Source organism: Acidovorax sp. Root217 (genome assembly GCF_001428645.1).
Lineage (GTDB): Bacteria > Pseudomonadota > Gammaproteobacteria > Burkholderiales > Burkholderiaceae_C > Acidovorax.
Map to the genome: position 1 here is coordinate 51,878 of NZ_LMIH01000001.1, position 20,250 is coordinate 72,127.

The window sequence follows — 20,250 nt, forward strand, 5'->3', positions numbered from 1 at the left end:
AGGTGTTCGTATAGAGTGAACCGTCTTCCTTCCCGGGGTCAGCCAATGAGTTTCATCACAACCGAACATCGCCTGCGATGCGATGAGCACAGCACCTGCTGGGTCACATTGGCTCGTCAAGAAAAGTGGTCTGTGGTGTCGGTCGAACTTCCCGATGGGAAGGTTCACAACGTGACGCCCTTTGCGTCCTTTGAATCCGAAGACGAGGCCCTTTCGCATGCGAGAACTTGGGTCTGCAGCTTTAGCGGCAAGACGTATTGCTAGTTCTTGTTGGCTATTCCAAGTCGCTCGGCGCATACTGGCCAAGTCACTGCTCCGGAGATCGCCATGACACACGACGAAGGCAGGATCGAGTTTGCAGAGAAGCTGGCCCATTTCAGGAGTGAGCACGGGCTTGGAGCGTGCTGGCGAAACAGCTTGCTTCTTCAAATGGACCCGGAGATCAATTCCACCTGCGCAGCTGTTTGGATCGATTTCGATACGAATTACTGGACTGGCTACACCGGCCGGGCTGCGTTTGTTCGCGGCATCGCTTGGAGCAACATGCTTGAGCGGCTTTATCGCCAGAGCGACGCCCTGCATCTGCTTGGGCGTGGCGAGTCGTTTAGCTTTAATGCCGGGTTCGGCGCTCCGGGCGCGGGAAAGGTCCCAGCCTGAAGGCAGGCCAGGGGCGATCTCGATTCGGTCAGCCATGGCGCACCTCCCCTTCGGCGGCGCTGATGTGCTCCTGTGCAGCGTGCAGCAGCGTCAGGCCCGCGTCGGCCAGCACATCCTCGTTGTCCTTGGTGACCAGCTCGAGCACTGCCTCGGCCTGGGAGAGCAGGGCGCCGGCCGCGCTGAGCGCGCTCCAGTCCACGGGCTTGCCCAGTTGAATGCAGTCCTTGGCCAGATCGGTGATCCGTGCGGCGGCCCAGAGCGCGCTGCCCAGCGTGGGGCTCGTGCCGTCCTCGGCGGCTGCTCGAATGACTGCCTCGGCCTCGCCCAGACGGATATACGCCAATTCAGCGCTGTTGTAGTCGAGGCCCGGCGGTGATGGGGCAAGCACCCGTGCCGCTACGACGGGCGCCTCGGACGCGGCCGCGCGGGCCTTCCGTGGTGCTGCGGTGGTGCTCATGCCTTACCCTCCGCAGCCCGGCGCGCCGCTGCGGCCTCGCGGCCCTTGCGCATGTTCTCCACCTGCTCGAGCTTCGTCTTTGCTCGATTTCGCTTGACGCACTCCTGCAGGTGGACGTTCTGGTCAATTCGATTCTGGAGCCACTTTGGATTGAGATTGTCCGCGCCGATCTTCACCAGCACCTCAATGATCTCCAGGAACTCAACGGTGACGTTCGCGACTGAAGGGGCGTTGAAGTTCAAGTAGCTCTGCCCTGCTTCCATTTTGCGCACGGCTTCGAGGATCATCATTCGGATATTTGGATGGTGAACCTTGTGGTTCTTGAACCCTTGAACGATGGCCTGCACCATGCGCCCAGCGTGCGCAGCGCCTTCCCAGGCCTCCATGGGCGCCACGTCAAAATACACCTTGCGATCCACTCGTTTCGTGGAGCCCGCTTCGCGGCGCACCGTGAACGAGAAGAACATGTCGCTCAGCTCTCTGCGCTCGCCGTCGGGCATGGTGATGGTCCGGGCCAGGCGGTCCACTTTCGCGCGCCGCGCCATCACCGTGTCGATGTGCTCCTGCAAAGCCTTCCGCTCGCTTGGGATCAGGTACTTGCTAAGCCCATCACACAGCGTGCCGTTGATCAGGACGGCGTAGCGTTCGAGCATCGCGAACAGGTCGGCCCCAGCGTACGGGTGAATGGCGCAGGTTTCGGGATCAATGTGAACCTGGATTTCCTCGGGGGGCCTGCCGTCGAGGAACTTGCTGCGGGCGCCCACAAGGCGCGCGATCTCCTTGCCCGTGTCGTGGTGGGCATAGCCGAGCGTGGTGGGCTGGATGTACTTGAAGCCGGCCTCTTCGGCGCGCTCGCTCACGTTGCCGTTGAACTTCTGTCCCGAGGGGCGAAGCGTGAGCACGATCAGGCTGGGGCTCTGCTCGGGCGCAGTGGCCTCGGTTGGATCGCCCGCTGGGCCCTCCACGCGGCGCATGGGCGGGACTGGGGGGCGGGCAGGGGCTCCCTTCATTGGCCTCGTTCCGGCCGTGGTTGCGCGCGAAGGCGCATCTGCGATAGAGTTCGCCATGGTTGAAAGTCCTTCCAGGTTTTTGATCTAGAGGCCCCGGAGCAGGTGAGATTGCTCCGGGGCTTCGCTTTTGGTGGGGCCTACTTTGCCCCGGTCGGGTGGTTTTCCTTCATTGATGCGCTTCACTGTTTTCACAACAGGGCGCCCTGGGGCTCTGGCGCGGGGGCTGGAGCCGGCGCGGCGCGCTTCGGCTTCTCGGCCGGCAGGTTGTCCCGCACCACGTCCACCACTGATTCCCACCAGTCGATCTGAATGCCGCCGTGGTCATTGGTGGCCCTGAAGTCGTGGGCCTCGCCGTACTTGCTCCCGGCCTCGGTGAGGACGTAGCCGCTCTCTGCCTGGCGCTGCAAGCCCAGGGCAATCAAAACCTTGTTCACAGCCTGCGAACTGACCTTCGCCCGGCCCGTCTGCTCTGCGACGCGGGCGCCGATCTCCGTGGGGTTCAGGTGGACCATATGCTCCAGCGCCACGGGCGGGAGCGCGCGGCGGAACTCGCTGAAGTCGATTCCGGTGTGCTCCTGGAAGGCTTTCAGCTTCGCTGCTGCGACCATGCCGAGGCGCACGCCAGGCACTGCCTTCAACGAATCGCCGACGAAGTTGATGATCTTCACCTGCTCCAGCGGAGTGCGGCCGCGCACGCGAGCGGGCTTCATCTTGGCGGGCGCTTCGAAGTAGCGCTCCTCCATCTCCTCGAAGACCTCCCAAGCCTTGTCGGTCGTGAGCATCTTGGCGTGTCGCGCCGCGCCCTTGTCGGTCCACAGAATCAGGTGGGGAGCACGCTCTGCCACTACACCGCTATCTGCGGGGTAGTGAGCCTTGAATGCCCGCAGCTCTTCACCCTCGATCTTGAAGAAGTGCTTGCCCTCTTCGAAGCGCTCAGCGTTGCGCTGCTGGTTGTCAGTCAGGTTGCGGTCGGCGCAGCCGTAGAACTGCGCCAGCTGCTGCGTGGTGCAGACCGTGCGGTCACGGTAAGCGATGCGGGTGGAGGGGATGCCCGCGATGGTCACGGCGTTGTTCACTGGGACTGTCCTTTCTGCTGGGTGGTGGTGGAGCGCTTGGCCTTGAAGGTCGAGCGCAGGCGGGCCAGGATCTCGCCGTTCAGCGAGCGGTCGTTTGCCTTCGCCTCGGCCTGCAACTGAGCTTTGAACTCAGGGGGCAACCGCACTGGCGTCGGGGGCAACTGTTGGTGTTCGGTAGTCATGGCGTTTTGTGATTCTGAAAGATTCTTTTGATTGAGTCAATTAGATTCTTTGAAAAAGGATCAAAAAGAATCGATGATCGGAGGATGGAACCAAAACAGCAACCGCCGTACCCTTTGCGAATGACTCCGGAGCTTCGCGCCCGATTGGAATCGGAGGCGGCGCTTACCCGGCGCAGCTTGAATGCCGAAATCACAGACCGCCTTGAGCGATCCATTGCAGGGGAAGGTCCCGGTGACCTCGGCTTGCAAGGCCTTGGAATTGCCCTCGCGCGAGCCGAACACCGCGCCGTGATGGCTGAGATGCTTGCTGAAAGCCAGCTCATGGCCGGCGCGCGGGTCTCCCTGGGGTTCCTTGAGGTACTTGGCGAACTGAAGCGCCGTGGCATCGAAATCGATGGGCCAACGGATGTGCTTGCCGAGTTGGTGCAAAAGGCTGAAACGCTCATGCGCGAAGCGGACGAGAACAGGGCTTCTGGCCACACGAACATGGTGATAGAGCGGTCGGCCAAAGCGAACAACGAGATGAGGGCTGCACTTGATGAACTGGTCGCGTCCACCGTGAGCAAAATGGAGGCCGAAGGTGAAGACCCAGCCCGCATTGCCGCATTCAAAGCCAGCCTCAAACCCGCTAAAAGGGCTACTCCCAGAGCCCCGCAAGAGGACCCGCCTCCGCTCTTCGGTGCCGTACCGGCCAGACGCAATCGCAAAACCTGACCTTGAGAAGAGCAAAACCGGCGAATCGCAGGTTTTGCGAGCAAGTCGTGAAAGCTGGTGTGGTTTTGGCATGCCGCAAGTCTGCCCACCACGCCCGGCGCAAAAGGGGTGCTTACCGCCCGCTACGGGCACTAAAGCCGCGTTTTTCATCAAACAGCCCTCCCTGTCAGGTACTCCATAGGGGTCCGTTCCTGAAAGTCGCCGAAGGCACCGTTGAATACCTCGTTCGCCGCATCGTGCGCGGCTTTGTCCATCTCCCTGTTCGTGCGCATCGCGTGCATGAGGGCCTGGGTGCAGCACCAGTTGAGGGGCTGGATTTCGATGTCCTCGCTGCCGGTGGCCGAGTTCTCCAGGGCCAGCACGGCAATCAGGTTGATGGTGGTATCGCCATACTCCTGAACCTCTGCTGAGCACCGATCCTTCGTGCCCACATTGAGCGCGTCGAACACTGCCGACCTGGGCGCCTTCTTGTCGAGTTCCCCGCACAGAGCGCTCAGATGCTGACCCAGCCAGACACCATCGAAGCGGATCTCCAGCAGGCGCTCATTGGCCAACGCGATCCCTTCGGCCGCGCGCTTCTCGATACGCTGGTTGCCTGGGTACTCTTTGAGCAGGTCTTGCCACCCCTTGCGGTTCGCCCGGTTGGCGTTGTGCAGGCGGGCATAGAGCCTGGCGAGGGCCCGCAGGCCCACCAGTTGTTTGATGAGCTGCGCCCCGGTTTCGGATCCAGTGATTTCGAATTTCACAGCGCTGCTCCCCGGCGGGCGCGCCACAGCAGGCCGGCGGCCCAGGTGATCGAGGTGATGGGGCTCGCGCCAGCGCGGCGACGCATATCGGCCAGGCGGCAGAAGGTGGTGATGGTCTTCATGCGGGGCTCCTTGTGCCCACCAGGCGGTGCACGAGAGCGCCATCCGGCCGCTGCCATTCGGCGGCGTGCATGTTCCTGGCGTCCTTGTTGTGCTCGCGGTGGGCCTTGAACGCAGGCACAAAGGCCAGGCACAGGTGCGCATCGCGGCGCAGCGTCAGGGCGGTGGCGCAGGCCACTCCGTGGGGCTGGGGCAGGGCATCAGCCGCAGCGGTGAAGAGGCGCGCCGCGTCAGCCCAGCGGCCCTGGGCGCGGGCCTGCCGGGCTTGGGCCAGGGTGTCGCTGTCGGTGGACAGCACGGTCGCGGTGTCCAAGACCTTGCGGGTCTTCTTGGGCGCGTGCCGACGGCGCTCTTCTTCATCGCCATCTACATGGCGGCGGTAGATCTCGGCGAGGGAGAGCGCGCTCATGCCGCTGCTTCCTTCGCTGCGGTGGCCAGTGCGCGGCCTTCGTCTGCCCCGGCGAAATAGGCGTCCCGCTCGGCGCTGCCGGCTGGGTGCAGCGCTGCGGGAAACGACACGCCTTCCAAGCGGTGGCGCAGCGTGTCGAGCACTCCGGCCCGGTAGGCCTCGCTGCGGGGCTCACGCCCGGCGAAGAAGGCGCGAGTGAACACCTCGGCAGCCGCTGGCACGGCCTTGGTGGTGTTGCCCGGCTGGGCAGTGGAAGCTGACATTGATCACTCCGTCTGGGCACCGCGAAATGCGGCGCGACGGAGTGATTATTTAGCCGAGGCTAAGTTAAGTCAATAGCCTGGGCTAATTTAATTTTTTGTAGGTCTAGAAAGCAGGAATCCGCCTCTAGGGCGGATTCAAGTCGATAGATCTTTGCTTAAAAGGTCACAGCAGTTGCAACACGGGCCGCTTCTCAGTGCTTTCGCTCGCGACCTCGATCACTAGCCCGTTCCCAGAAAGCAACACGCCGTCAACATTCGCGCGCACCTCCAGCTTTCCTGGCTCGGTAACAGGAAAGTTGGCAAATCCCACCACGAGCTGAATTGCGTGTCCAACGTACTCGGCGCTTTCCTTCTTGGCCTCAAAGCCTTCGTTGATGAACGGAGACGGGATGTCCATTGTGTTGATCACTTTTCCGTACAGCAATACTTCGAGGACCAAGCTTTTGGGGACTTCATCTCGCGGAAGAAAAAGGGTGGCCAAGATCGCCAACTTTACAATCGTTGTCGGGAGGGCCGGAGCTCTCAGACCGCCCTGAAACATGCCGACAATCGTTGCCTGTCCGCTCGTCTCTTGGCGGACCTCTTCGGCGTAGAGGCAGTGCAGGTAGCGGGATGTCGTCATGATTGAGGGGTTCTATTCGACACGTCGATTGCTGCGAGCAGTGTGGGAAAGTCCACACCTAAAGAAGTAGAAAGCTTCTGAAGTGTCGACTTCACCGGGTCACCTGGTCGCTTCTCGAGCCGAGCAAGGTTCGGTTGCTGTATCCCAATTTTTTCGGCGAGCTCAGCCTGGGAGAGGCCCGCGGCCATTCGAAGCGTAGCCAAACTGGCTTCGCCGTTGTTACGGCTAACAGTGAGTGACGCCAAACGGGCCCGACCTTGTCGAATTCCTTCAGCACGCAGGGGATTGCTCTGTATGCGCGCGGCCCGGGCAGACGCAGAAATGCCTCGCGTCGTGCTAGGCGACTCGAACCGACGATTTAGGGCAATGATCGTTGGGGTGATCTGCAGCCCCATGACGGCATTGCGAGAGACGCTAATGGGCAAAAATGTTGAGCCTGTCATAGCGATCACAGAGGTCTCTATAGTCTGCTGTAGATGTGTCATAGCATGTCTTCCTGGGCTGGACGGATAGGACTAGGTACTCGTTGACTGCACGGTCGTACGTCACAAAGACCCTAAACGGAATCTTGCTTCCGTCAAGGTCATAGAGTTTGAGCGAGTAGATAGATCGATTCGACTTCCGCGCCTCGCTGAAGAGCTTGAACTCGAATGCAGGCTGGTACATGAAGTGCCATTTGGGCACGTCGTCCAGGAGCGTCTGAAGGTAGTCCTCATCGTTGCCAAGCTCTTCGATCAAAGCATCAATAAGGCCAGCGACATCGGGGTGGGTTTCGTAGAGAGCTTCGAGATCCTCTTCGAACTCCTCGATCGTAGCCAAGCCCGCCATTATATATCTTTCATGATATCAGGACTAGGTGGCACTTTATCAAGAGCCTTCACCGACAAGTTCATTGCCCCTCCTGTTTCGAATAGTTCATTTCGGATTGTGGGCTTAAAGCTCAGCACCCTCCCACACACACCGGCCGATCACCTCAAAGTCGCTCAGATCCGTATAGAGCTTGGACTTCGGTCGGAACGCGGAGTTCTCGGCAGTCGCGAGGATACCGACACCTTCCACACGCTCCAACCTTTTTATGAGCAACTCGCCGTCATAGCGAAAGGCGAAGAAGTCACCATCTAGGTGCTCGTGGTCGCCGGCATTGACCAGCACCACCGACCGGTCGCGAATCTTGGGTTCGTTGCTGATCCCCTTGCTGTCCACCACCACCGCCTTCCCAGCCCTGATCCCGAGCTTGCGGAGGAAGTCCATGCGGAACACCAATGGGGGCTTGTCGTCGCTTTCATAGAAGATCTCACCGGCTCCGTTGGAAAACCTCACATCCGCCCGGCGCACCGCCACGAAGTCATCTTCCAGGGCCTTTACGACTATGGGCGCCCCCGCGTCCTTTAAACGGTTCGGGCGAGGTGCTTCTGCTGGGTACTTCGGCTCTTTGCCCTCGGCCAGCCAAGCTGGAGCCACGGCCAGTTTGTAGTGCGCGACCAGTTTTTCAGCGTTTTCGCGGCTGATCGTGGCCACTTTCTCGGCGTTGCCGAACCAGTTCGACACGCTCGCTGGCGTTACACCGCACACATTCGCGATCTCTGTCTTGAAGCCCCGAGCATGCGGCTCCGGGAACACTTCAGCCAAACGGTGTTGCAAAGTAGTCATTAGCTTAGCCTAACAAACCGGCTATTAGCCTGGGCTTGCGTTTAATTTTAGCTCAGGCTAAGATGTGTTCCCTATGAACGCACCAGCCACCCAAATCATTCAAGCGCTCGGCGGCCCTTCTGCTGTAGCGCGCTTGTTCGGCATCTCTGCTCCCAGTGTCACCAACTGGAAGAAAACCGGCATCCCCCGACCGCGAATGATGTTCTTGGAGCTTGCACGCCCCAAGGAACTTGAGGGCATCGACACCGTTGCTGCCACCTCGGTCGTGGAGCAGGCCGGCGCCAAGGAGCCGGCGCATGCCTGATCACACCCGCCGCTGCACGCGCCGCGCGCGGTGTGCCGCGATGCGCGTCGGATCTGGATGCACGGTGCGCATCCCGAACTGCACCCGGTACTCGCCCGCCACCCACCGAATTTCCATCAGCGACGTCTGCACGACGTGCCGGCGCGCGCCCGTGGTGGCGTCGATCTGGGCTGAAACGCTGCTGCGCGCCGAGGTGTGCAGCAGGCCGGGGTTTGGGGTGTTGTGTGTGTGCATGGGCTCGATCTTCGGACCCGCCCGTTCTTTCGTCCACGTCCAGAAAAAGGAATCACGGACATGACCGCAATTCTTGATGCACTGCGCCGCGGTGTCGACAACCTTCCGGGCGGGCGCGCTGTGGCTGCTCTGCGCATCGGCAAGAACGAAGAGGTGGCCCGCAAAGAGCTGTCCGGCGCCACTTCCCACAAGCTGGGCGCGCTGGATGCCCTGGCCATCGCCCGCCTGTGCGTGGAGGCCGGCTCCCCGCACTGCCACGACTATGCGGCCCTGGTGGCCCAGGAGTGCGGCGGCGAGTTCCGCCCATTGGACACCACGCCCGAGCTGAAGCTCAGCCCTATGCAGCGCGTGTCCACCCTGGCGCGCGAGGCTGGCGACGTCACCGGCACCTTCATTGAAGCACTGGCCGATGGGGTGATCAGCGACAACGAGCTGGCGTCCATCGAGCAGGAGATCGCCGAGGCCGAAGAAGCCCTGCGCAAGCTGCGCCAGGCCGCGCGCGCCGTCAACGCAGCGGGTAAGCCCAAGGCCGAGCACGTCGCCCTGCCGGTGCGCCAGATGCGCGACGAGCTGCCCGCGCCCTCCGTGGCCACTGTGCGCTTTCCCGACGGCGTGGAGATCCGCATGCCTGTGTCAGCCGTCTGATTTTCGCCAACGGCCCGGGTAGCTCCCGCACGCAGTTCCACCACCTGCTGGCCGTTGGCTCCTTTTCTGTGGTGCTTTCATTTGAGGTGGCAAATGCCTGATATCTCCCCCCAAACCGACGGCCCGATCTATGCAGACGACGAGGCCCCGCCAAGCTGGCAGGACCTGCGCGACGACGGCGCCGTGCTCATCGACACCCCGGACCAGAAGCTGGCTGTGTACGCGGGCGACCTCAGCGCCGTAGTGCTGGTCTCGCAAGAATTGGACGACCCCCTGCCGCGCTTCATTCCGATGGAGCACACCCTCATCCCCGAACTGGTGGCGAAGCTCACGAAGGTGCAGTCCGAGGCCGCTGCGATCTCTGCCGAGTGGGAGGCGAAATACGAGGCCGTGGAGAACGACCCGCACTGTTCCGCCGAAGCAGAAGCATTGGCAAAGGGCACCATGAGTAACTGGCTTGCTGGCGCCCACACGCCCTGTGATCCTGAAACCTTCATCGCCGTGCTCGAGGTGTGGCAGGAAGGCCGCGAGAAGCCCCTGGCGGGACCAGAGCCAGGGGCTCCAGGCGTGTATCTCATGGACATGCCAATGAACCGCAGCGCAATGGCTGCAGTGGCCTTCATGCGCGAGAAAGGCATCGCGAATTCCCAGGCCTACCTCTGGCGCTGCATGCACCTGGGCGACATCTTCAACGCCGTGCGCGAGCACGGTCTCAGCGACCTGGTGCGCGAGAACGAGGTGCACACAGCCCTGCTCAAGGCTGCGGCCGTGGCCAAGCTCAATGACATTTCGACCGATGGCGGCGGTTTCGACATGGACGACGTGGCCCGCCTTGCCCGCGAGTTCATGGCATCCGAGGACGCCGGCACCAAATGAGTCACGACCAGCCCACCGTCAACCCCTACCGCAAGGTCTCCACAGCGACCTGGTCGGACCGCAAGGTGCTGAACCTCACCCCCTTGCAACCATCAGGGCAGGCGCTGTTCCTGATGCTGATGGTCGGCCCGCAGTCCACCCACATTCCAGGCGTGCAGCCCGTCGGCCGGCTGGCCTTTGCCGAGATGCTGGGATGGGAGGTGGAAGCCTTCGACGAAGCCTTCTCGGAAGCCTACCGGGAAGGCTTGGCGAAAGCCGATTGGAAAGCCCGCCTGATCTTTGTGCCGAACGCCATCAAGCACAACCTTCCACAGTCTCCGAACGTGGTGAAAAGCTGGGGCTCCATGTGGGCCCGGGTGCCCGAATGCGACCTGAAAACGGAGGTGTGGACCGCGCTTCATGACGCTCTCAGCGCCCTGGGGCAAGGGTTCGTTGACGCCTTCAAGTCCGCGTGCCCATTGAAGATTTCCGAATCCGAGCAGCAAATCGGAGAACCTACCGGAAAGGCCGCCGGAAAGGCTACCGGAAAGCCTTCGGCGAAGCCTACCGGGAAGCCTACCGACAATCAGGAAGCAGTAAGCAGTAAGCAGGAAGTAATACCAGACCCTACCGGGTCTTCGTCGGCTTTGCCGCCGGACAGCGCGGCGCCGGTCAACGTTTCGGCCGAACCCGGGCAGCAAGGCCTGGACGGCATCGAGCCGGCGAGCGAGGAGGGCGGCCCCAAGGCGTCAGCGCAGGTGCCACCGTGCCCGTACAACCGGCTCCTGGACGCCTATGCCCATGCGCTGCCCACCCTGCCCCAGCCTCGGCGCTCGCTGTTCGTTGGCGGCAAAAATGCGGCCGCGATGCGCCAGCGCTGGGCCTGGGTCATGACGGCCGACGCTGAAACCGGTGAAAACGCTGGCCAGCGCATGGCGACCACCACCGAGCAGGGCGTGGCCTGGTTCCGTCGCTTCTTCGAGTACGTGGGCCAGGCCCCGTTCCTGCTGGGCACCAAGGGGGGCGAGCGGAAGTGGACGGCCGACATTGGATGGCTGATGACCCTCGGAAACTTCGAGAAGGTGCTCGCCGGCAACTACCACGCAGATGCGCAGGAGGTCAGCCATGCGTGAGCAGCGCCTCGCCATCCCCGTTAGCCTGGAGGCCGAATCCGCCGTCTTGGGCGGGCTGCTGCTCAACGCCGACGCCATGGCAAAGTTGCCGCCTCTCGAACCCGATGCCTTCTACGACCCCTTCCATGGCCAGGTGTTTCGGGCGATCCAACGCCTGTACGCGAAGGGGCATCCTGTCGAAGCTGTGTCGGTTCACCTTGAGCTCCAAGCCGAGGGAGCCGATACGGAGATCCAGGCCGTTCACGACCTGGCGGTTTACTCGCCGGGCCCGACCAGCATGCGCATGTACGCGAACGCGGTACTGGACTGCCATCGCCTGCGCAAGCTGATGGAGGTGGGGAACGAGATCGCGCGGCTCGCCATGTCACCGGGGCACAACTCCACCGAGCAGATCGACAAATCCCAGATGCTGCTCGGAAAGCTGGCGACCGTGCGCGGCCGGCGCGAGCCCAAGAGCATGGCTGAGTCGCTGGTCGAATACCTCGGCGTGCTGCAAGAACTGAGCGAGGGGAAGAACCCTGCAATTCGCACCGGCATCGGAGGCCTTGACCGCATGCTGAACGGCGGACTACGCCGCGGCGAAATGATGGTGATCGGGGCCCGGCCGAAGCACGGAAAGACCGCGCTCTCGCTGGCGATGGCCCGCAGCATGGCGCGCGAGCACGGAGTGCTCTTCCTGAGCCAGGAGATGAACATCATCCAGCTGATGCACCGCCATACGGCGGCCAGCGGCGGGGTGGATCTCGGGCGCATCCTGGCCGCGAAGCCGGAAGACGCGGGGATGTGGTCCGGTGTGTCCGAGGCAGCGCGCAATCTCGGCGATCTACGCCTGCACCAAGACGAGCAAGGGAACCTGACGCTGATGGACATCCGCCGCAAGGTGCTGAAGGTCAGGCGCGAAAGCGGCCTCGACGTCCTGTTCATCGACTTCCTGCAGCTGATGGCAGGCGGCGGCGAGGAAAGCCGAAATCGGGAGCTGGATGTGATCGTGAACGGTATCAAGGCCATGGCCCTGGACCTGCAGATCGCCGTGGTGCTCCTGAGCCAAATGAGCCGCAAGGCCGACGAGCACTACGGCCGGCCTCAGATGACCCACCTGCGCGACTCCGGGGCCATCGAGGCCGCCGCCGACCAAGTGGCGCTCCTGTTCAACGACTGGGCGCACCCCATGAGCAAGAAGCTGGACAAGTTCAAAGGCTTCTGCGAGCTGGAGATCGTTGCCCACCGCAACGGGCCACAGGGTCTTGTACCTCTGCACTTGTTGGGCGAGTACCAGCAGATGGGCGACTGGATGGGGCCTATCCCCGAGCACACAGCCATTTCGGCAACCCCGCCCCGGTCACGAGCCGCCAATTTCTGAGAAGGAAATCATGCCCGCACCCACACAAACCCACGCGCTGCTCTGGAGCCAAAGCCAGTGCTGCATGCACATCGAGCCCATCGCCGACATGCTCAGCGAGAACCGCCAGGCCTACGCCACGGATCGCCGCATGGACTATGTGCCGATCTACTTCGGCACCGACGACGAATGCCACCAGGCGGCCACGGCCGTGCGCGGCACCATGCGCCAGCGCCAGCAGGCCCGCGGCGCTCTGGCCGACTTTCCTCCCCTTGAGGAGGTGCCGGCCTGATGCAGTACGCCTTCCTCGCCTTTCTCCTGCTGCTGCTCGCGGGCACCTACGTGCTGGCCCGCACCGTGCCGCGCGAGAGCGCCGCCGCCACCACCGCCGCCAGGCACACCGCGACCAACGGGCCGAGGTGGAGCGCCGGGCCCGGCAAACCCTTTGACCCAAGGACCTCATGACCACGAGCCATATCCCCACCTTTGACGAACGCCTGACCAGCGCGGCCAGTAGCAGCGACCTTTCCGTGAACCTGGAGCGTCGCGGCGACGTTGACCTGCTGATCGCCGCCGGCAAGGCGCCCGCGCCCCTGGGCCGGCTGGTCTACCAGCTGATGACCGAATGGGACGGCACGGCCAAACCACAGCGCATGACACCCGACGACATCAGGCGACTGGCCGAGAGCATGCCCCGGGTGCTGATGGGCAAGAAGGGACGCAAGGGCGGGCGCCCGGTGGAGAGCCTGGACATCCCCGGCGCCCGTGCCCTGGCCGAGCAGCACCTGGCCGTGGAGCGCCGCCGCATCCTTGGCCGCCTCAAGAGTCTTCCCGCCTTGATGGACCCTCACGCGGGGCTGCTGCCCTGGGTGGTGGCCAAGGGCATTGCACCGCCGGCCGAGAAGCTGCTGGACGTGCTGGCCTGGTGGGCCGACCGGAACTGCACCGCCTGCCAGGGCACCATGTGGCAGCTTGTGCCGGGCACCAACTACCAGAGCAAGACCCCATGCAAGGCCTGCCACGGCACCGGCCGGCGGCTGATCCCCCACGGGGAGGACGGCAGGGAGATCTCGGCCCACATCGAGCAGCAGGTGGACCACGCCCGGCGCGGCGCGCGCGTGGCGCTGAAGGGGGTGCACAGGATGAAGCTGCAGGCCGCTGGGAAGGTGCCCGTGTCGCAGTAGGTCGGGATGTGGTAGCATTGCGACCGTCAACGCAGACGCCAGAAATATCGGCGTCTATCGGTGACAGTCCATGGGCTCAGGCCTAATGAAGCACCACCCTGCGGAGAGTAGGGACCGGAAAAGCTCGACGGACTCGCTCGCCCTCAAGAACCCGCCTCGGCGGGTTTTGTCGTTTCAGCGCTCTTGGCAAAGCCTGCAAGAATTTCCTCTGTGGGATCGATGCCTTCAGCGAGTTCGAAAACTCGTGCGCGCCATCGCGTCGCTTGCGTCATCACCTCGACCGGCGCATGGGGGTCCAAGCGTTCTAGAACTGCGTCCGCGAGCTTTCGCAGTTGCTCTGCCTCGTGGAACATTGAAGCGCCAAGTCGGAGGCTTTCGATTGCCGCGAGCTTGTCAGCCGCGACTTTTGCGGTGGCGACTTGGGCGTCGACGACTGATTGTCGCGCCTTGGCCTCGTGCTCGCGCTGGGCGCATAGCGCTTCGTAAGCGGCCCACTGAGCTAGCTGATGCGGCGATTTTTTTGGCTTTGCGGCTGGCTTGGATACGGTCGATTTTTTTGCTGCCATAGGCGCCCGAGTGAGTGTCATATCCGCTCGCAAGGTTCGCCTCGCGAGTTGAAGCTTGAACATTGATTGCTCAGGGAAGGCCGGCAGCTGCTGCGATCTCTTTACCCACAAAGGCTGCCATCCCTTGACGTTGAATGGCAATTACTTGATCGCTCCATGCTTGACCTAGGGCGTGGTCGTATGAGCCTGCAGCGGCGGCTTTCAGCTTTTCGGTGAAATATGCCTTGCTGCCGACATCTCGGTTCACCGTTTGCAATGCGGCGATCAGTACGGTCTGCAGTGCAAGCGAGTTGGCCAATTGAAACTCCGCCTTCGCTTCAAGCGAGGTGATTCTTTCTTCGACGGATTTTTGCATTTCACTCTCCCGGTAGTGGTGAAGACAGGCTGATATCCCTAGGCTCCGATCTCTGCGCTGCCCTGTTAGTGAAGCCCGTCGTACTTCTCGATAAACGTGTGCGGCACCTTCGCCGGGATTGCCAGTGCCACGGTAATGACGTGGGTGTCGGACAGGTAGGCCCGATTGATCGTGACCACGGAAAAGGGTAGGGGGTTCCCCCTGTGGTTCACGAAGACCTGGTCTCCAGGCGACGGCAAATCGATGTAGCTCCCAAGAGGTTGGGTGAACTGGTAGATCTCAGTTCCAGATTTCTCCATAGAGAAGCGAACGATCACAAGGCGGTCCATGGCCAATCTCCTAGTTGGGATGAGGCTGCAATCGTAGAGTCTGTAGCGAAGATGGCTAGCCCTTGCCGTTCGTGATGAACGCCAGGTAGTTTGTGGCGATTGCCTGAAGAACCGCTGCAACGAGTTCCTCATCGTTGGGATTTTCAGGATTGCCCTCTTGCACTATCTGCTTGGCGTAACTGAATTGCTCTTTCGCCATAGCCGCGGCCATGTTCGCGGCCTTCTGGTGAAAGGGATCGAGTTCGCGGATGGTGTGTGGCATGGGTTTCTCCAGTGTGATAGAGCTTCCAGTATCGCGTATCACTCGTCGGGGCTTCGCTCGAGTTTGTCTAATTGATAGTCGATTTCGAATCTCAGGTTCACGACAGAGCTGGCCCATCCAGGATTTTTTGGACTGGTGTTTGTTGGGCTTTTCATTGCGATGTGAGCGTTCCTGATAGCGGTTTCGAATGCCAGTTCGTACCAGCGTTTTGAGCCCTCGAAAGCCCCACGATCCAGCCGCTTCATGCGATCCGCTAAATCGTTTTTTAGCGCGGCGTAGGCTGCAATCGCCTCTCGTTCAGCGAGTGAATCCGATGTTCCACGTCGGCCCAAGATCTGCAGGGCTTCGGCTCTCGCTTTGAGTTGACGCAGTTCTTCAGTCAGCGATACGAGCATGTGGTCTCCTATGTTGGGCGCACAGATTACCCGAGGTTGCAGGCATGGGAATGTACGACAACGCCGACGGACGTATTCGGGGCCGTGCGCTGCAAGCTCGCCGCTTGCGGGTGTGGACGAAGAACCCGCACTGCGCGAACTGCGGCGACCTGACCGACATCACCGCCGGCACTGACCGTCCGTTCGAGCTGGACCACACGGTAGCCCTGACCAATGGGGGCGAGGACACCGACGAGAACTGCCAGGTGCTGTGCCTGCGCAATGGGTGCCACGAGGCCAAGACGCGGCGCGACCTGGGGCATAGGCCATGGGTGGCGATAGGGGCCGATGGGTGGCCAATCGACCAGATACCCCCGGGGGAGGTCAAAGTTTGAGGGTCTTGCCCTGGAAACCGGCCTGTCCCCTAAACACGCGCATCCGCAATTCAAAGGTTGACCCATGCCCCGAGCCAGAACACCTCAGGCGAAGGCCCAGGTTTCTGGCGCCGCGCAACATGATTCCAAGCGCTTCAAGGACCGCAAAGGCCCCAAGCGGAAGCGCCCGGTAGGCGAGCCCTACGCATCCATGACCGAAGCGGAGCAGATGGCCTGGGCAGAGTTCCAGCGGGAACTGCCATGGCTGACGGCAAGCCACCGGACGCTGCTGCGGATGGCCTGCGTGTTGAGCGCGCGCATGGAGACGGGCGAAATGGGGGTGGAGGCCATGAAGGCGCTCAGCTCCCTGCTGTCGAAGCTGGGTGCCACACCGGTGGACGAGACCAAGGTGAACCATGGCAGCGACGAAGAAGAAGACCCTACCGACAAGTTCTTCGGATCGCACTGAAGCCTATGCGCTGGCCGTGCTGGCCGGCAAGATAATCGCGGGACCGCACGTCCGCAACGCCTGCCGGCGCCACCTGCAGGACCTGAGAGAGGCGCACAAGCGCGGCCTGTACTACGACCCCGCCGCCGCGCAGTTTGCCTTCGAGTTCTTCGAGACGGTGTTGAAGCTTTCCGAAGGGCAGTTCGAGGGGAAAGATTTCCAGCTGGACCCAAGTCAGGCGTTCATCGTCGGCTCACTGTTCGGCTGGAAGCGGGCGGACGGCACCCGGCGCTTCCGGCGCGCGTTCGTTGAGCAAGGCAAGGGCAACGGCAAGAGCCCGATGGCTGGCGGCATTGGACTGCTCGGCCTGGTGGCGGATGGCGAGGCGGGCGCGCAGGTCTACGCGGCAGCGGCCAAGAAGGAGCAGGCCGGCATTCTGTTCGCCGACGCGGTGAAGATGGTCAAAGCGTCCAAGGCTTTGCGGAAGCGTCTGGAGTTTTCCGGCGGCGAGGGGCGCGAGTACAACATCGCTCACCACCCGAGCGGCAGCTTCTTCCGGCCCGTGTCGAGGGACACCGGCAAGACCGGCTCAGGCCCGCGGCCCGCGTTCGTGCTGGCCGATGAGGTGCACGAGCTGCCCGACCGCAAGAGCATCGAAATGCTGGAGCGCGGTTTCAAGTTCCGCCGGCAGCCGCTGCTGTTCATGATCACGAACAGCGGCAGCGACCGGAATTCTGTCTGCTGGGAGGAGCACACGCACGCGGTCAACGTGGCGGCAGGGCACACCGAAGCCGTCAACGATCCCACCTACGTGGGCGACGCGCTCGACGACACCACGTTCAGCTATGTGTGTTCCCTGGACAAGGGCGATGACCCGCTGACGGATCCCAGTTGCTGGCCCAAGGCGAACCCGCTACTGGGCGTAACGATCACCCGGCAGTACCTGGCCGACGTGGTGGCCCAGGCCAAGGCATTGCCAGGTCAGTTGAATGGGGTCCTTCGGCTGCACTTCTGCATCTGGACCGACGCCGAAACGGCTTGGATGACGCGGGCAACGCTGGAGCCGGCCCTGCACGATTTCGACCCGTGGCAGGAGCACAAGGGCAAGAAGGTCTATCTCGGGCTAGACCTGTCCCAGAACCGCGACATCACAGCGCAGGCCGCAGTGGTGCAGACGGGGGTGAACGAGAAGAACAAGCCGCTCTTCGACGCATGGATCGAGGCCTGGACGCCGGGCGACACCCTGGCGGGCCGGGAATTGAAGGACAAGATTCCCTACAGCGTGTGGCGCGATCAGGGCCACATTCACGCGCCGCCGGGCGAGAGCATCAACTTCCGGCATGTGGCCCAGACCCAGGCCGAGTACGTGGGGCACTACGACGTGCAGCTGGTCGCCTATGACCGCTTCGCCTACAAGCGGTTCGAAGAGGAGGTGGACGAGATCGGCTTCAAGGTCGAGTTCATCGAGCACCCGCAGGGCGGCCTGAAAAAGGGCAAGCCCACCGAGGCGATGGTGAAGGCCGCTGAGCTGAAGAAGGAGAAGGCGGAAGGGCTGTGGATGCCTGGATCGCTGCGGATTCTGGAGGAGGCGTTGCTTGAAGGCCGGATCCGGCTACGCAAGAACCCGGTGCTGGTGTCCGCAATGATGTCCGCCGTCACCGAAGAGGACAAATGGGGCAACCACTGGCTGGCCAAGACCCGCTCCATCAACAAGATCGACGCCGCTGTGGCCCTGTGCATGGCCATCGGCGCGGCCAGCATCAACGCTGGATCCGGGTCGGTCTACGAAAGCCGGGGAATCCGGTACTTGTAAAGGCCAAGCATGGGCGTTTTTGACTTTTTCCGAGGTGGCAACGCTTCGGCAGCGCAGCCGCGCCCGCCTGATTCCCCACCTGTGGAAGCCACGGCGCCCGCTGCCGGCCCGCGCGCTGAAGTGCAGGCTGGCACCCTCTTCACCGGACTGGACGACCCCGCGCTGCTGGAGTTCATCCGCGGCGGTGGGGATGGCAGCTACACCCAAGGCATGCGCGCACTGCGCAACATGGCTGTGCTGCGCAGCGTGGCCCTGATTTCCGAGTGCATCGGCATGCTGCCATGCAATCTCATGGAGCGCGGCGACGAGAAGCGTGTGGCCAAGGACATGGAGGCGCACAAGCGCATGAAGCTGCGCCCCAATAGCTGGCAAACCCCCATCGAGTTCAAGAGCACCCTGCAGCTCAACGCCCTGGTGCACGGCAACGGCTACGCGCGGGTGATCTGGTCGCGGGACCGGCCCATCCACATGATCCCGATGGAGTCGGACCGCGTGAAGGCTGAACTCGGTGACGACTGGCTGATGCGCTACGAGTACACGCGCAAGGATGGGGTGGTGGTCCCGCTCAAGCAGCAAGAGGTTTTCCACCTGCGGGACCTGTCGGCCACTGGTGAGCTGGGCATGTCTCGCGTGAAGCTGGCGCAGGAGGCGATTTCGCTGGCGCGCCAGGCCGAACTCGCGGCGGCCCGGATCTTCGCCAAGGGCGTGATGGCAAGCGGCGCCATTGAGGTTCCGACGGCCCTTTCCGACACGGCCTATGGGCGCATGCGGGACTCGCTGGACGAGCGGCACTCGGGCTCGGCCAACGCCGGAAGCTTCATGCTGCTGGAAGAGGGCGCCAAGGCCTCCAAGTGGGCCTCCACAGCCGCAGAAGCGCAGCACAACGAGCAGCGCAACCTGCAGATTGAAGAGGTGGCCCGCGCCTTCGGTGTGCCTCGGCCGCTGTTGATGATGGATGAGACGGCTTGGGGCTCTGGCATCGAGCAGCTGGGCATTTTCTTCGTGCAGTACGGCCTGCAGCGCTGGTTCACCGCCTGGGAAGAAGCCCTGGCCCGCGTGCTGCTGTCCGAGCCCGAGCAGGAGCGCTTCTTCTTCAAGTTCAACGAGCGGGCCCTCATGCGCGGCACGCTGAAAGACCAGGGCGAATTCTTCGCGAAGGCCCTCGGCGCCGGTGGGCATGCCCCCTGGTACACGCAAAACGAGACGCGCGAGCTGTCCGACATGCCCGCCTCTCACGACCCAGCGGCCAACAAGCTGCACCCACCCTCTGGCCAGAAGGCACCAAGCAATGAGCCTGCTAAAACTACCTGAAATCCGCGCCGATCACCGCCTGGGCACCGCCCAGTTCGACGCGCGCCCGGACGCCCTGGAGCGCTGGCAGCCGGATATCCGCGCTGCCGTCGAGGAGGCCAACTCCATCTCCATTTACGACGTGATCGGCGAGGGCTGGGACGGCAACGGAGTCACCTCCAAGCGCATCGGCGCCGCACTGCGTGCGATTGGCGCGAACAAGGATGTGGTAGTCAACCTCAACTCGCCCGGCGGCGACTTCTTCGAGGGAGTGGCCATCTACAACCAGTTCCGCCAGCACGCCGGCAAGGTCACCATGCGCGTGATGGGCCTAGCCGCCTCGGCTACCTCTGTCATTGCCATGGCCGGCGATGAGATCGAGATGGGCGACGGCGCTTTCATGATGGTGCATAACGCCTGGGCAGTGGCCATCGGCAACCGCCATGACATGGCCGACGCTGCCGCGCGCCTGGAGCCCTTCGACGCAGCGATGGCCGGCGTCTACGCCGCACGCTCCGGGATGTCGGTCGCCGAGGCTGCCGCTCTGATGGACAAGGAAACGTGGATCAACGCCACGCAGGCCGTGGAATACGGCCTGGCCACCGGTCTGATGGACAGCAAGAACATCAAGCAGGACGCCAGCGCGCACATGCCGCGCAAAACGCTGGCCCTGGTGGAGGCATCCATGGCGCGCGCGGGGCATTCCCGCTCGGTGCGCCGCGAGGCCTTCAAGTCCCTTTTCAACGGCACGCCGGGCGCTGCCGATGAAGCCGCCACGCCGGGCGCTGGCGAAACCGCAGCTTGGCTGCAATCCCTCACCAACTCCCTGAAAGTCTGAA

General features: G+C 62.8%; 33 protein-coding genes. 15 read left to right on the plus strand and 18 right to left on the minus strand.

All coding sequences use genetic code 11. The features are described from left to right. Positions 1-327 precede the first annotated feature (327 nt). The gene (locus ASE31_RS00270; protein WP_057199539.1) at positions 328-657 is read left to right on the plus strand and encodes a hypothetical protein; all 330 of its coding nucleotides are present in this window, start codon (positions 328-330) and stop codon (positions 655-657) included. A gap of 28 nt (positions 658-685) precedes the next feature. Here the strand turns inward: ASE31_RS00270 and ASE31_RS00275 are convergent, their stop codons facing one another. From ASE31_RS00275 to ASE31_RS30770, 4 genes are all read right to left on the minus strand, one after another. Next, a complete protein-coding gene (locus ASE31_RS00275; RefSeq protein WP_157412262.1) occupies positions 686-1,114 on the minus strand; it encodes a hypothetical protein in 429 nt (142 codons plus the stop codon). Beyond that, positions 1,111-2,088 carry a hypothetical protein gene (locus tag ASE31_RS00280; RefSeq protein ID WP_057199541.1) on the minus strand — a complete coding sequence of 326 codons (978 nt, stop codon included), beginning with the start codon at positions 2,086-2,088 and terminating at the stop codon, positions 1,111-1,113. Before ASE31_RS00280 ends, ASE31_RS00275 begins: the two co-directional genes overlap by 4 nt. A 224-nt stretch (positions 2,089-2,312) precedes the next feature. After that, positions 2,313-3,200, minus strand: coding sequence for an ORF6N domain-containing protein (locus tag ASE31_RS00285; protein ID WP_057199542.1), 888 nt, complete (start codon positions 3,198-3,200; stop codon positions 2,313-2,315). Beyond that, a complete protein-coding gene (locus ASE31_RS30770) occupies positions 3,197-3,382 on the minus strand; it encodes an Arc family DNA-binding protein (protein ID WP_082603950.1) in 186 nt (61 codons plus the stop codon). Before ASE31_RS30770 ends, ASE31_RS00285 begins: the two co-directional genes overlap by 4 nt. A gap of 84 nt (positions 3,383-3,466) precedes the next feature. On the opposite strand from ASE31_RS30770, the gene ASE31_RS00290 reads away from it, so the two are divergent. Then, the gene (locus tag ASE31_RS00290) at positions 3,467-4,096 is read left to right on the plus strand and encodes an Arc family DNA-binding protein (protein ID WP_157412263.1); all 630 of its coding nucleotides are present in this window, start codon (positions 3,467-3,469) and stop codon (positions 4,094-4,096) included. Between the two features lie 149 nt (positions 4,097-4,245). Here ASE31_RS00290 and ASE31_RS00295 read toward each other — a convergent pair whose 3' ends face one another. The 8 genes from ASE31_RS00295 to ASE31_RS00320 form a co-directional block, all read right to left on the minus strand. Next, a complete protein-coding gene (locus ASE31_RS00295) occupies positions 4,246-4,842 on the minus strand; it encodes a hypothetical protein (protein ID WP_157412264.1) in 597 nt (198 codons plus the stop codon). After that, the gene (locus ASE31_RS32920) at positions 4,839-4,964 is read right to left on the minus strand and encodes a hypothetical protein (protein WP_255357655.1); all 126 of its coding nucleotides are present in this window, start codon (positions 4,962-4,964) and stop codon (positions 4,839-4,841) included. Before ASE31_RS32920 ends, ASE31_RS00295 begins: the two co-directional genes overlap by 4 nt. After that, a complete protein-coding gene (locus tag ASE31_RS00300) occupies positions 4,961-5,371 on the minus strand; it encodes a hypothetical protein (RefSeq protein WP_057199545.1) in 411 nt (136 codons plus the stop codon). The genes ASE31_RS32920 and ASE31_RS00300 overlap by 4 nt, the downstream gene beginning before the upstream one ends. Further along, on the minus strand, positions 5,368-5,634 hold the full coding sequence (locus tag ASE31_RS00305; protein ID WP_057199546.1) for a hypothetical protein: 267 nt from the start codon (positions 5,632-5,634) through the stop codon (positions 5,368-5,370). The genes ASE31_RS00300 and ASE31_RS00305 overlap by 4 nt, the downstream gene beginning before the upstream one ends. 163 nt (positions 5,635-5,797) lie before the next feature. Then, positions 5,798-6,256, minus strand: coding sequence for a hypothetical protein (locus tag ASE31_RS00310; RefSeq protein WP_057199547.1), 459 nt, complete (start codon positions 6,254-6,256; stop codon positions 5,798-5,800). Continuing rightward, complete coding sequence (locus ASE31_RS33050) at positions 6,253-6,741, minus strand: helix-turn-helix domain-containing protein (RefSeq protein WP_082603951.1); 489 nt, start codon at positions 6,739-6,741, stop codon at positions 6,253-6,255. The genes ASE31_RS00310 and ASE31_RS33050 overlap by 4 nt, the downstream gene beginning before the upstream one ends. After that, positions 6,671-7,075, minus strand: a complete 405-nt coding sequence (locus ASE31_RS00315) for a hypothetical protein (protein WP_157412265.1) — start codon at positions 7,073-7,075, stop codon at positions 6,671-6,673. Before ASE31_RS00315 ends, ASE31_RS33050 begins: the two co-directional genes overlap by 71 nt. Before the next feature lie 114 nt (positions 7,076-7,189). Further along, a complete protein-coding gene (locus tag ASE31_RS00320; protein WP_157412266.1) occupies positions 7,190-7,906 on the minus strand; it encodes a S24 family peptidase in 717 nt (238 codons plus the stop codon). Between the two features lie 73 nt (positions 7,907-7,979). Between ASE31_RS00320 and ASE31_RS30780 the strand changes: the two genes are divergently transcribed. Then, the gene (locus ASE31_RS30780; RefSeq protein ID WP_082603952.1) at positions 7,980-8,210 is read left to right on the plus strand and encodes a hypothetical protein; all 231 of its coding nucleotides are present in this window, start codon (positions 7,980-7,982) and stop codon (positions 8,208-8,210) included. Here ASE31_RS30780 and ASE31_RS00325 read toward each other — a convergent pair whose 3' ends face one another. Continuing rightward, positions 8,211-8,444 carry a hypothetical protein gene (locus ASE31_RS00325; protein ID WP_057199550.1) on the minus strand — a complete coding sequence of 78 codons (234 nt, stop codon included), beginning with the start codon at positions 8,442-8,444 and terminating at the stop codon, positions 8,211-8,213. 60 nt (positions 8,445-8,504) lie between these two features. On the opposite strand from ASE31_RS00325, the gene ASE31_RS00330 reads away from it, so the two are divergent. The 7 genes from ASE31_RS00330 to ASE31_RS00355 all read left to right on the plus strand — a co-directional run bounded on the left by ASE31_RS00330 (position 8,505) and on the right by ASE31_RS00355 (position 13,600). Then, positions 8,505-9,089 (plus strand): phage regulatory CII family protein, encoded by a 585-nt coding sequence (locus tag ASE31_RS00330; protein WP_235514170.1) that lies wholly within the window; start codon positions 8,505-8,507, stop codon positions 9,087-9,089. 93 nt (positions 9,090-9,182) lie between these two features. Continuing rightward, on the plus strand, positions 9,183-9,965 hold the full coding sequence (locus ASE31_RS00335; protein ID WP_057199551.1) for a hypothetical protein: 783 nt from the start codon (positions 9,183-9,185) through the stop codon (positions 9,963-9,965). After that, positions 9,962-11,077, plus strand: coding sequence for a hypothetical protein (locus ASE31_RS00340; protein ID WP_057199552.1), 1,116 nt, complete (start codon positions 9,962-9,964; stop codon positions 11,075-11,077). Before ASE31_RS00335 ends, ASE31_RS00340 begins: the two co-directional genes overlap by 4 nt. Next, on the plus strand, positions 11,070-12,437 hold the full coding sequence (locus tag ASE31_RS00345; RefSeq protein ID WP_057199553.1) for a DnaB family ATPase: 1,368 nt from the start codon (positions 11,070-11,072) through the stop codon (positions 12,435-12,437). The genes ASE31_RS00340 and ASE31_RS00345 overlap by 8 nt, the downstream gene beginning before the upstream one ends. Positions 12,438-12,447: 10 nt before the next feature. Continuing rightward, positions 12,448-12,708: a hypothetical protein gene (locus ASE31_RS00350; protein WP_057199554.1), complete on the plus strand. Its 261-nt coding sequence runs from the start codon at positions 12,448-12,450 to the stop codon at positions 12,706-12,708. Next, positions 12,708-12,881 carry a hypothetical protein gene (locus ASE31_RS31365; protein WP_157412268.1) on the plus strand — a complete coding sequence of 58 codons (174 nt, stop codon included), beginning with the start codon at positions 12,708-12,710 and terminating at the stop codon, positions 12,879-12,881. The genes ASE31_RS00350 and ASE31_RS31365 overlap by 1 nt, the downstream gene beginning before the upstream one ends. After that, positions 12,878-13,600 carry a hypothetical protein gene (locus tag ASE31_RS00355; protein ID WP_082603953.1) on the plus strand — a complete coding sequence of 241 codons (723 nt, stop codon included), beginning with the start codon at positions 12,878-12,880 and terminating at the stop codon, positions 13,598-13,600. The genes ASE31_RS31365 and ASE31_RS00355 overlap by 4 nt, the downstream gene beginning before the upstream one ends. A 143-nt stretch (positions 13,601-13,743) precedes the next feature. Here the strand turns inward: ASE31_RS00355 and ASE31_RS31370 are convergent, their stop codons facing one another. From ASE31_RS31370 to ASE31_RS31380, 5 genes are all read right to left on the minus strand, one after another. Then, positions 13,744-14,229, minus strand: a complete 486-nt coding sequence (locus tag ASE31_RS31370) for a hypothetical protein (protein WP_157412270.1) — start codon at positions 14,227-14,229, stop codon at positions 13,744-13,746. 7 nt (positions 14,230-14,236) lie between these two features. After that, positions 14,237-14,521 carry a hypothetical protein gene (locus ASE31_RS31375; RefSeq protein WP_157412272.1) on the minus strand — a complete coding sequence of 95 codons (285 nt, stop codon included), beginning with the start codon at positions 14,519-14,521 and terminating at the stop codon, positions 14,237-14,239. 65 nt (positions 14,522-14,586) lie between these two features. Continuing rightward, complete coding sequence (locus ASE31_RS00360; protein ID WP_057199555.1) at positions 14,587-14,850, minus strand: hypothetical protein; 264 nt, start codon at positions 14,848-14,850, stop codon at positions 14,587-14,589. Positions 14,851-14,905: 55 nt separating this feature from the next. Continuing rightward, positions 14,906-15,112 (minus strand): hypothetical protein, encoded by a 207-nt coding sequence (locus tag ASE31_RS00365; protein WP_057199556.1) that lies wholly within the window; start codon positions 15,110-15,112, stop codon positions 14,906-14,908. A 38-nt stretch (positions 15,113-15,150) separates the two neighbouring features. Then, the gene (locus ASE31_RS31380) at positions 15,151-15,507 is read right to left on the minus strand and encodes a hypothetical protein (protein ID WP_157412273.1); all 357 of its coding nucleotides are present in this window, start codon (positions 15,505-15,507) and stop codon (positions 15,151-15,153) included. Positions 15,508-15,551: 44 nt separating this feature from the next. Here ASE31_RS31380 and ASE31_RS00370 point away from each other — a divergent pair, with 44 nt between their 5' ends. From ASE31_RS00370 to ASE31_RS00390, 5 genes are all read left to right on the plus strand, one after another. Then, entirely contained in the window at positions 15,552-15,881 is a 330-nt protein-coding gene (locus ASE31_RS00370; protein WP_057199557.1) for an HNH endonuclease, read from the plus strand. 190 nt (positions 15,882-16,071) lie between these two features. Continuing rightward, a complete protein-coding gene (locus tag ASE31_RS00375; protein ID WP_057199558.1) occupies positions 16,072-16,329 on the plus strand; it encodes a hypothetical protein in 258 nt (85 codons plus the stop codon). After that, positions 16,277-18,121, plus strand: coding sequence for a terminase large subunit (locus ASE31_RS00380; RefSeq protein WP_082603954.1), 1,845 nt, complete (start codon positions 16,277-16,279; stop codon positions 18,119-18,121). The genes ASE31_RS00375 and ASE31_RS00380 overlap by 53 nt, the downstream gene beginning before the upstream one ends. An 81-nt stretch (positions 18,122-18,202) precedes the next feature. Further along, positions 18,203-19,432, plus strand: a complete 1,230-nt coding sequence (locus ASE31_RS00385; protein ID WP_235514178.1) for a phage portal protein — start codon at positions 18,203-18,205, stop codon at positions 19,430-19,432. Continuing rightward, a complete protein-coding gene (locus tag ASE31_RS00390; protein ID WP_057199560.1) occupies positions 19,410-20,249 on the plus strand; it encodes a head maturation protease, ClpP-related in 840 nt (279 codons plus the stop codon). The genes ASE31_RS00385 and ASE31_RS00390 overlap by 23 nt, the downstream gene beginning before the upstream one ends. Position 20,250: the final 1 nt, after the last annotated feature.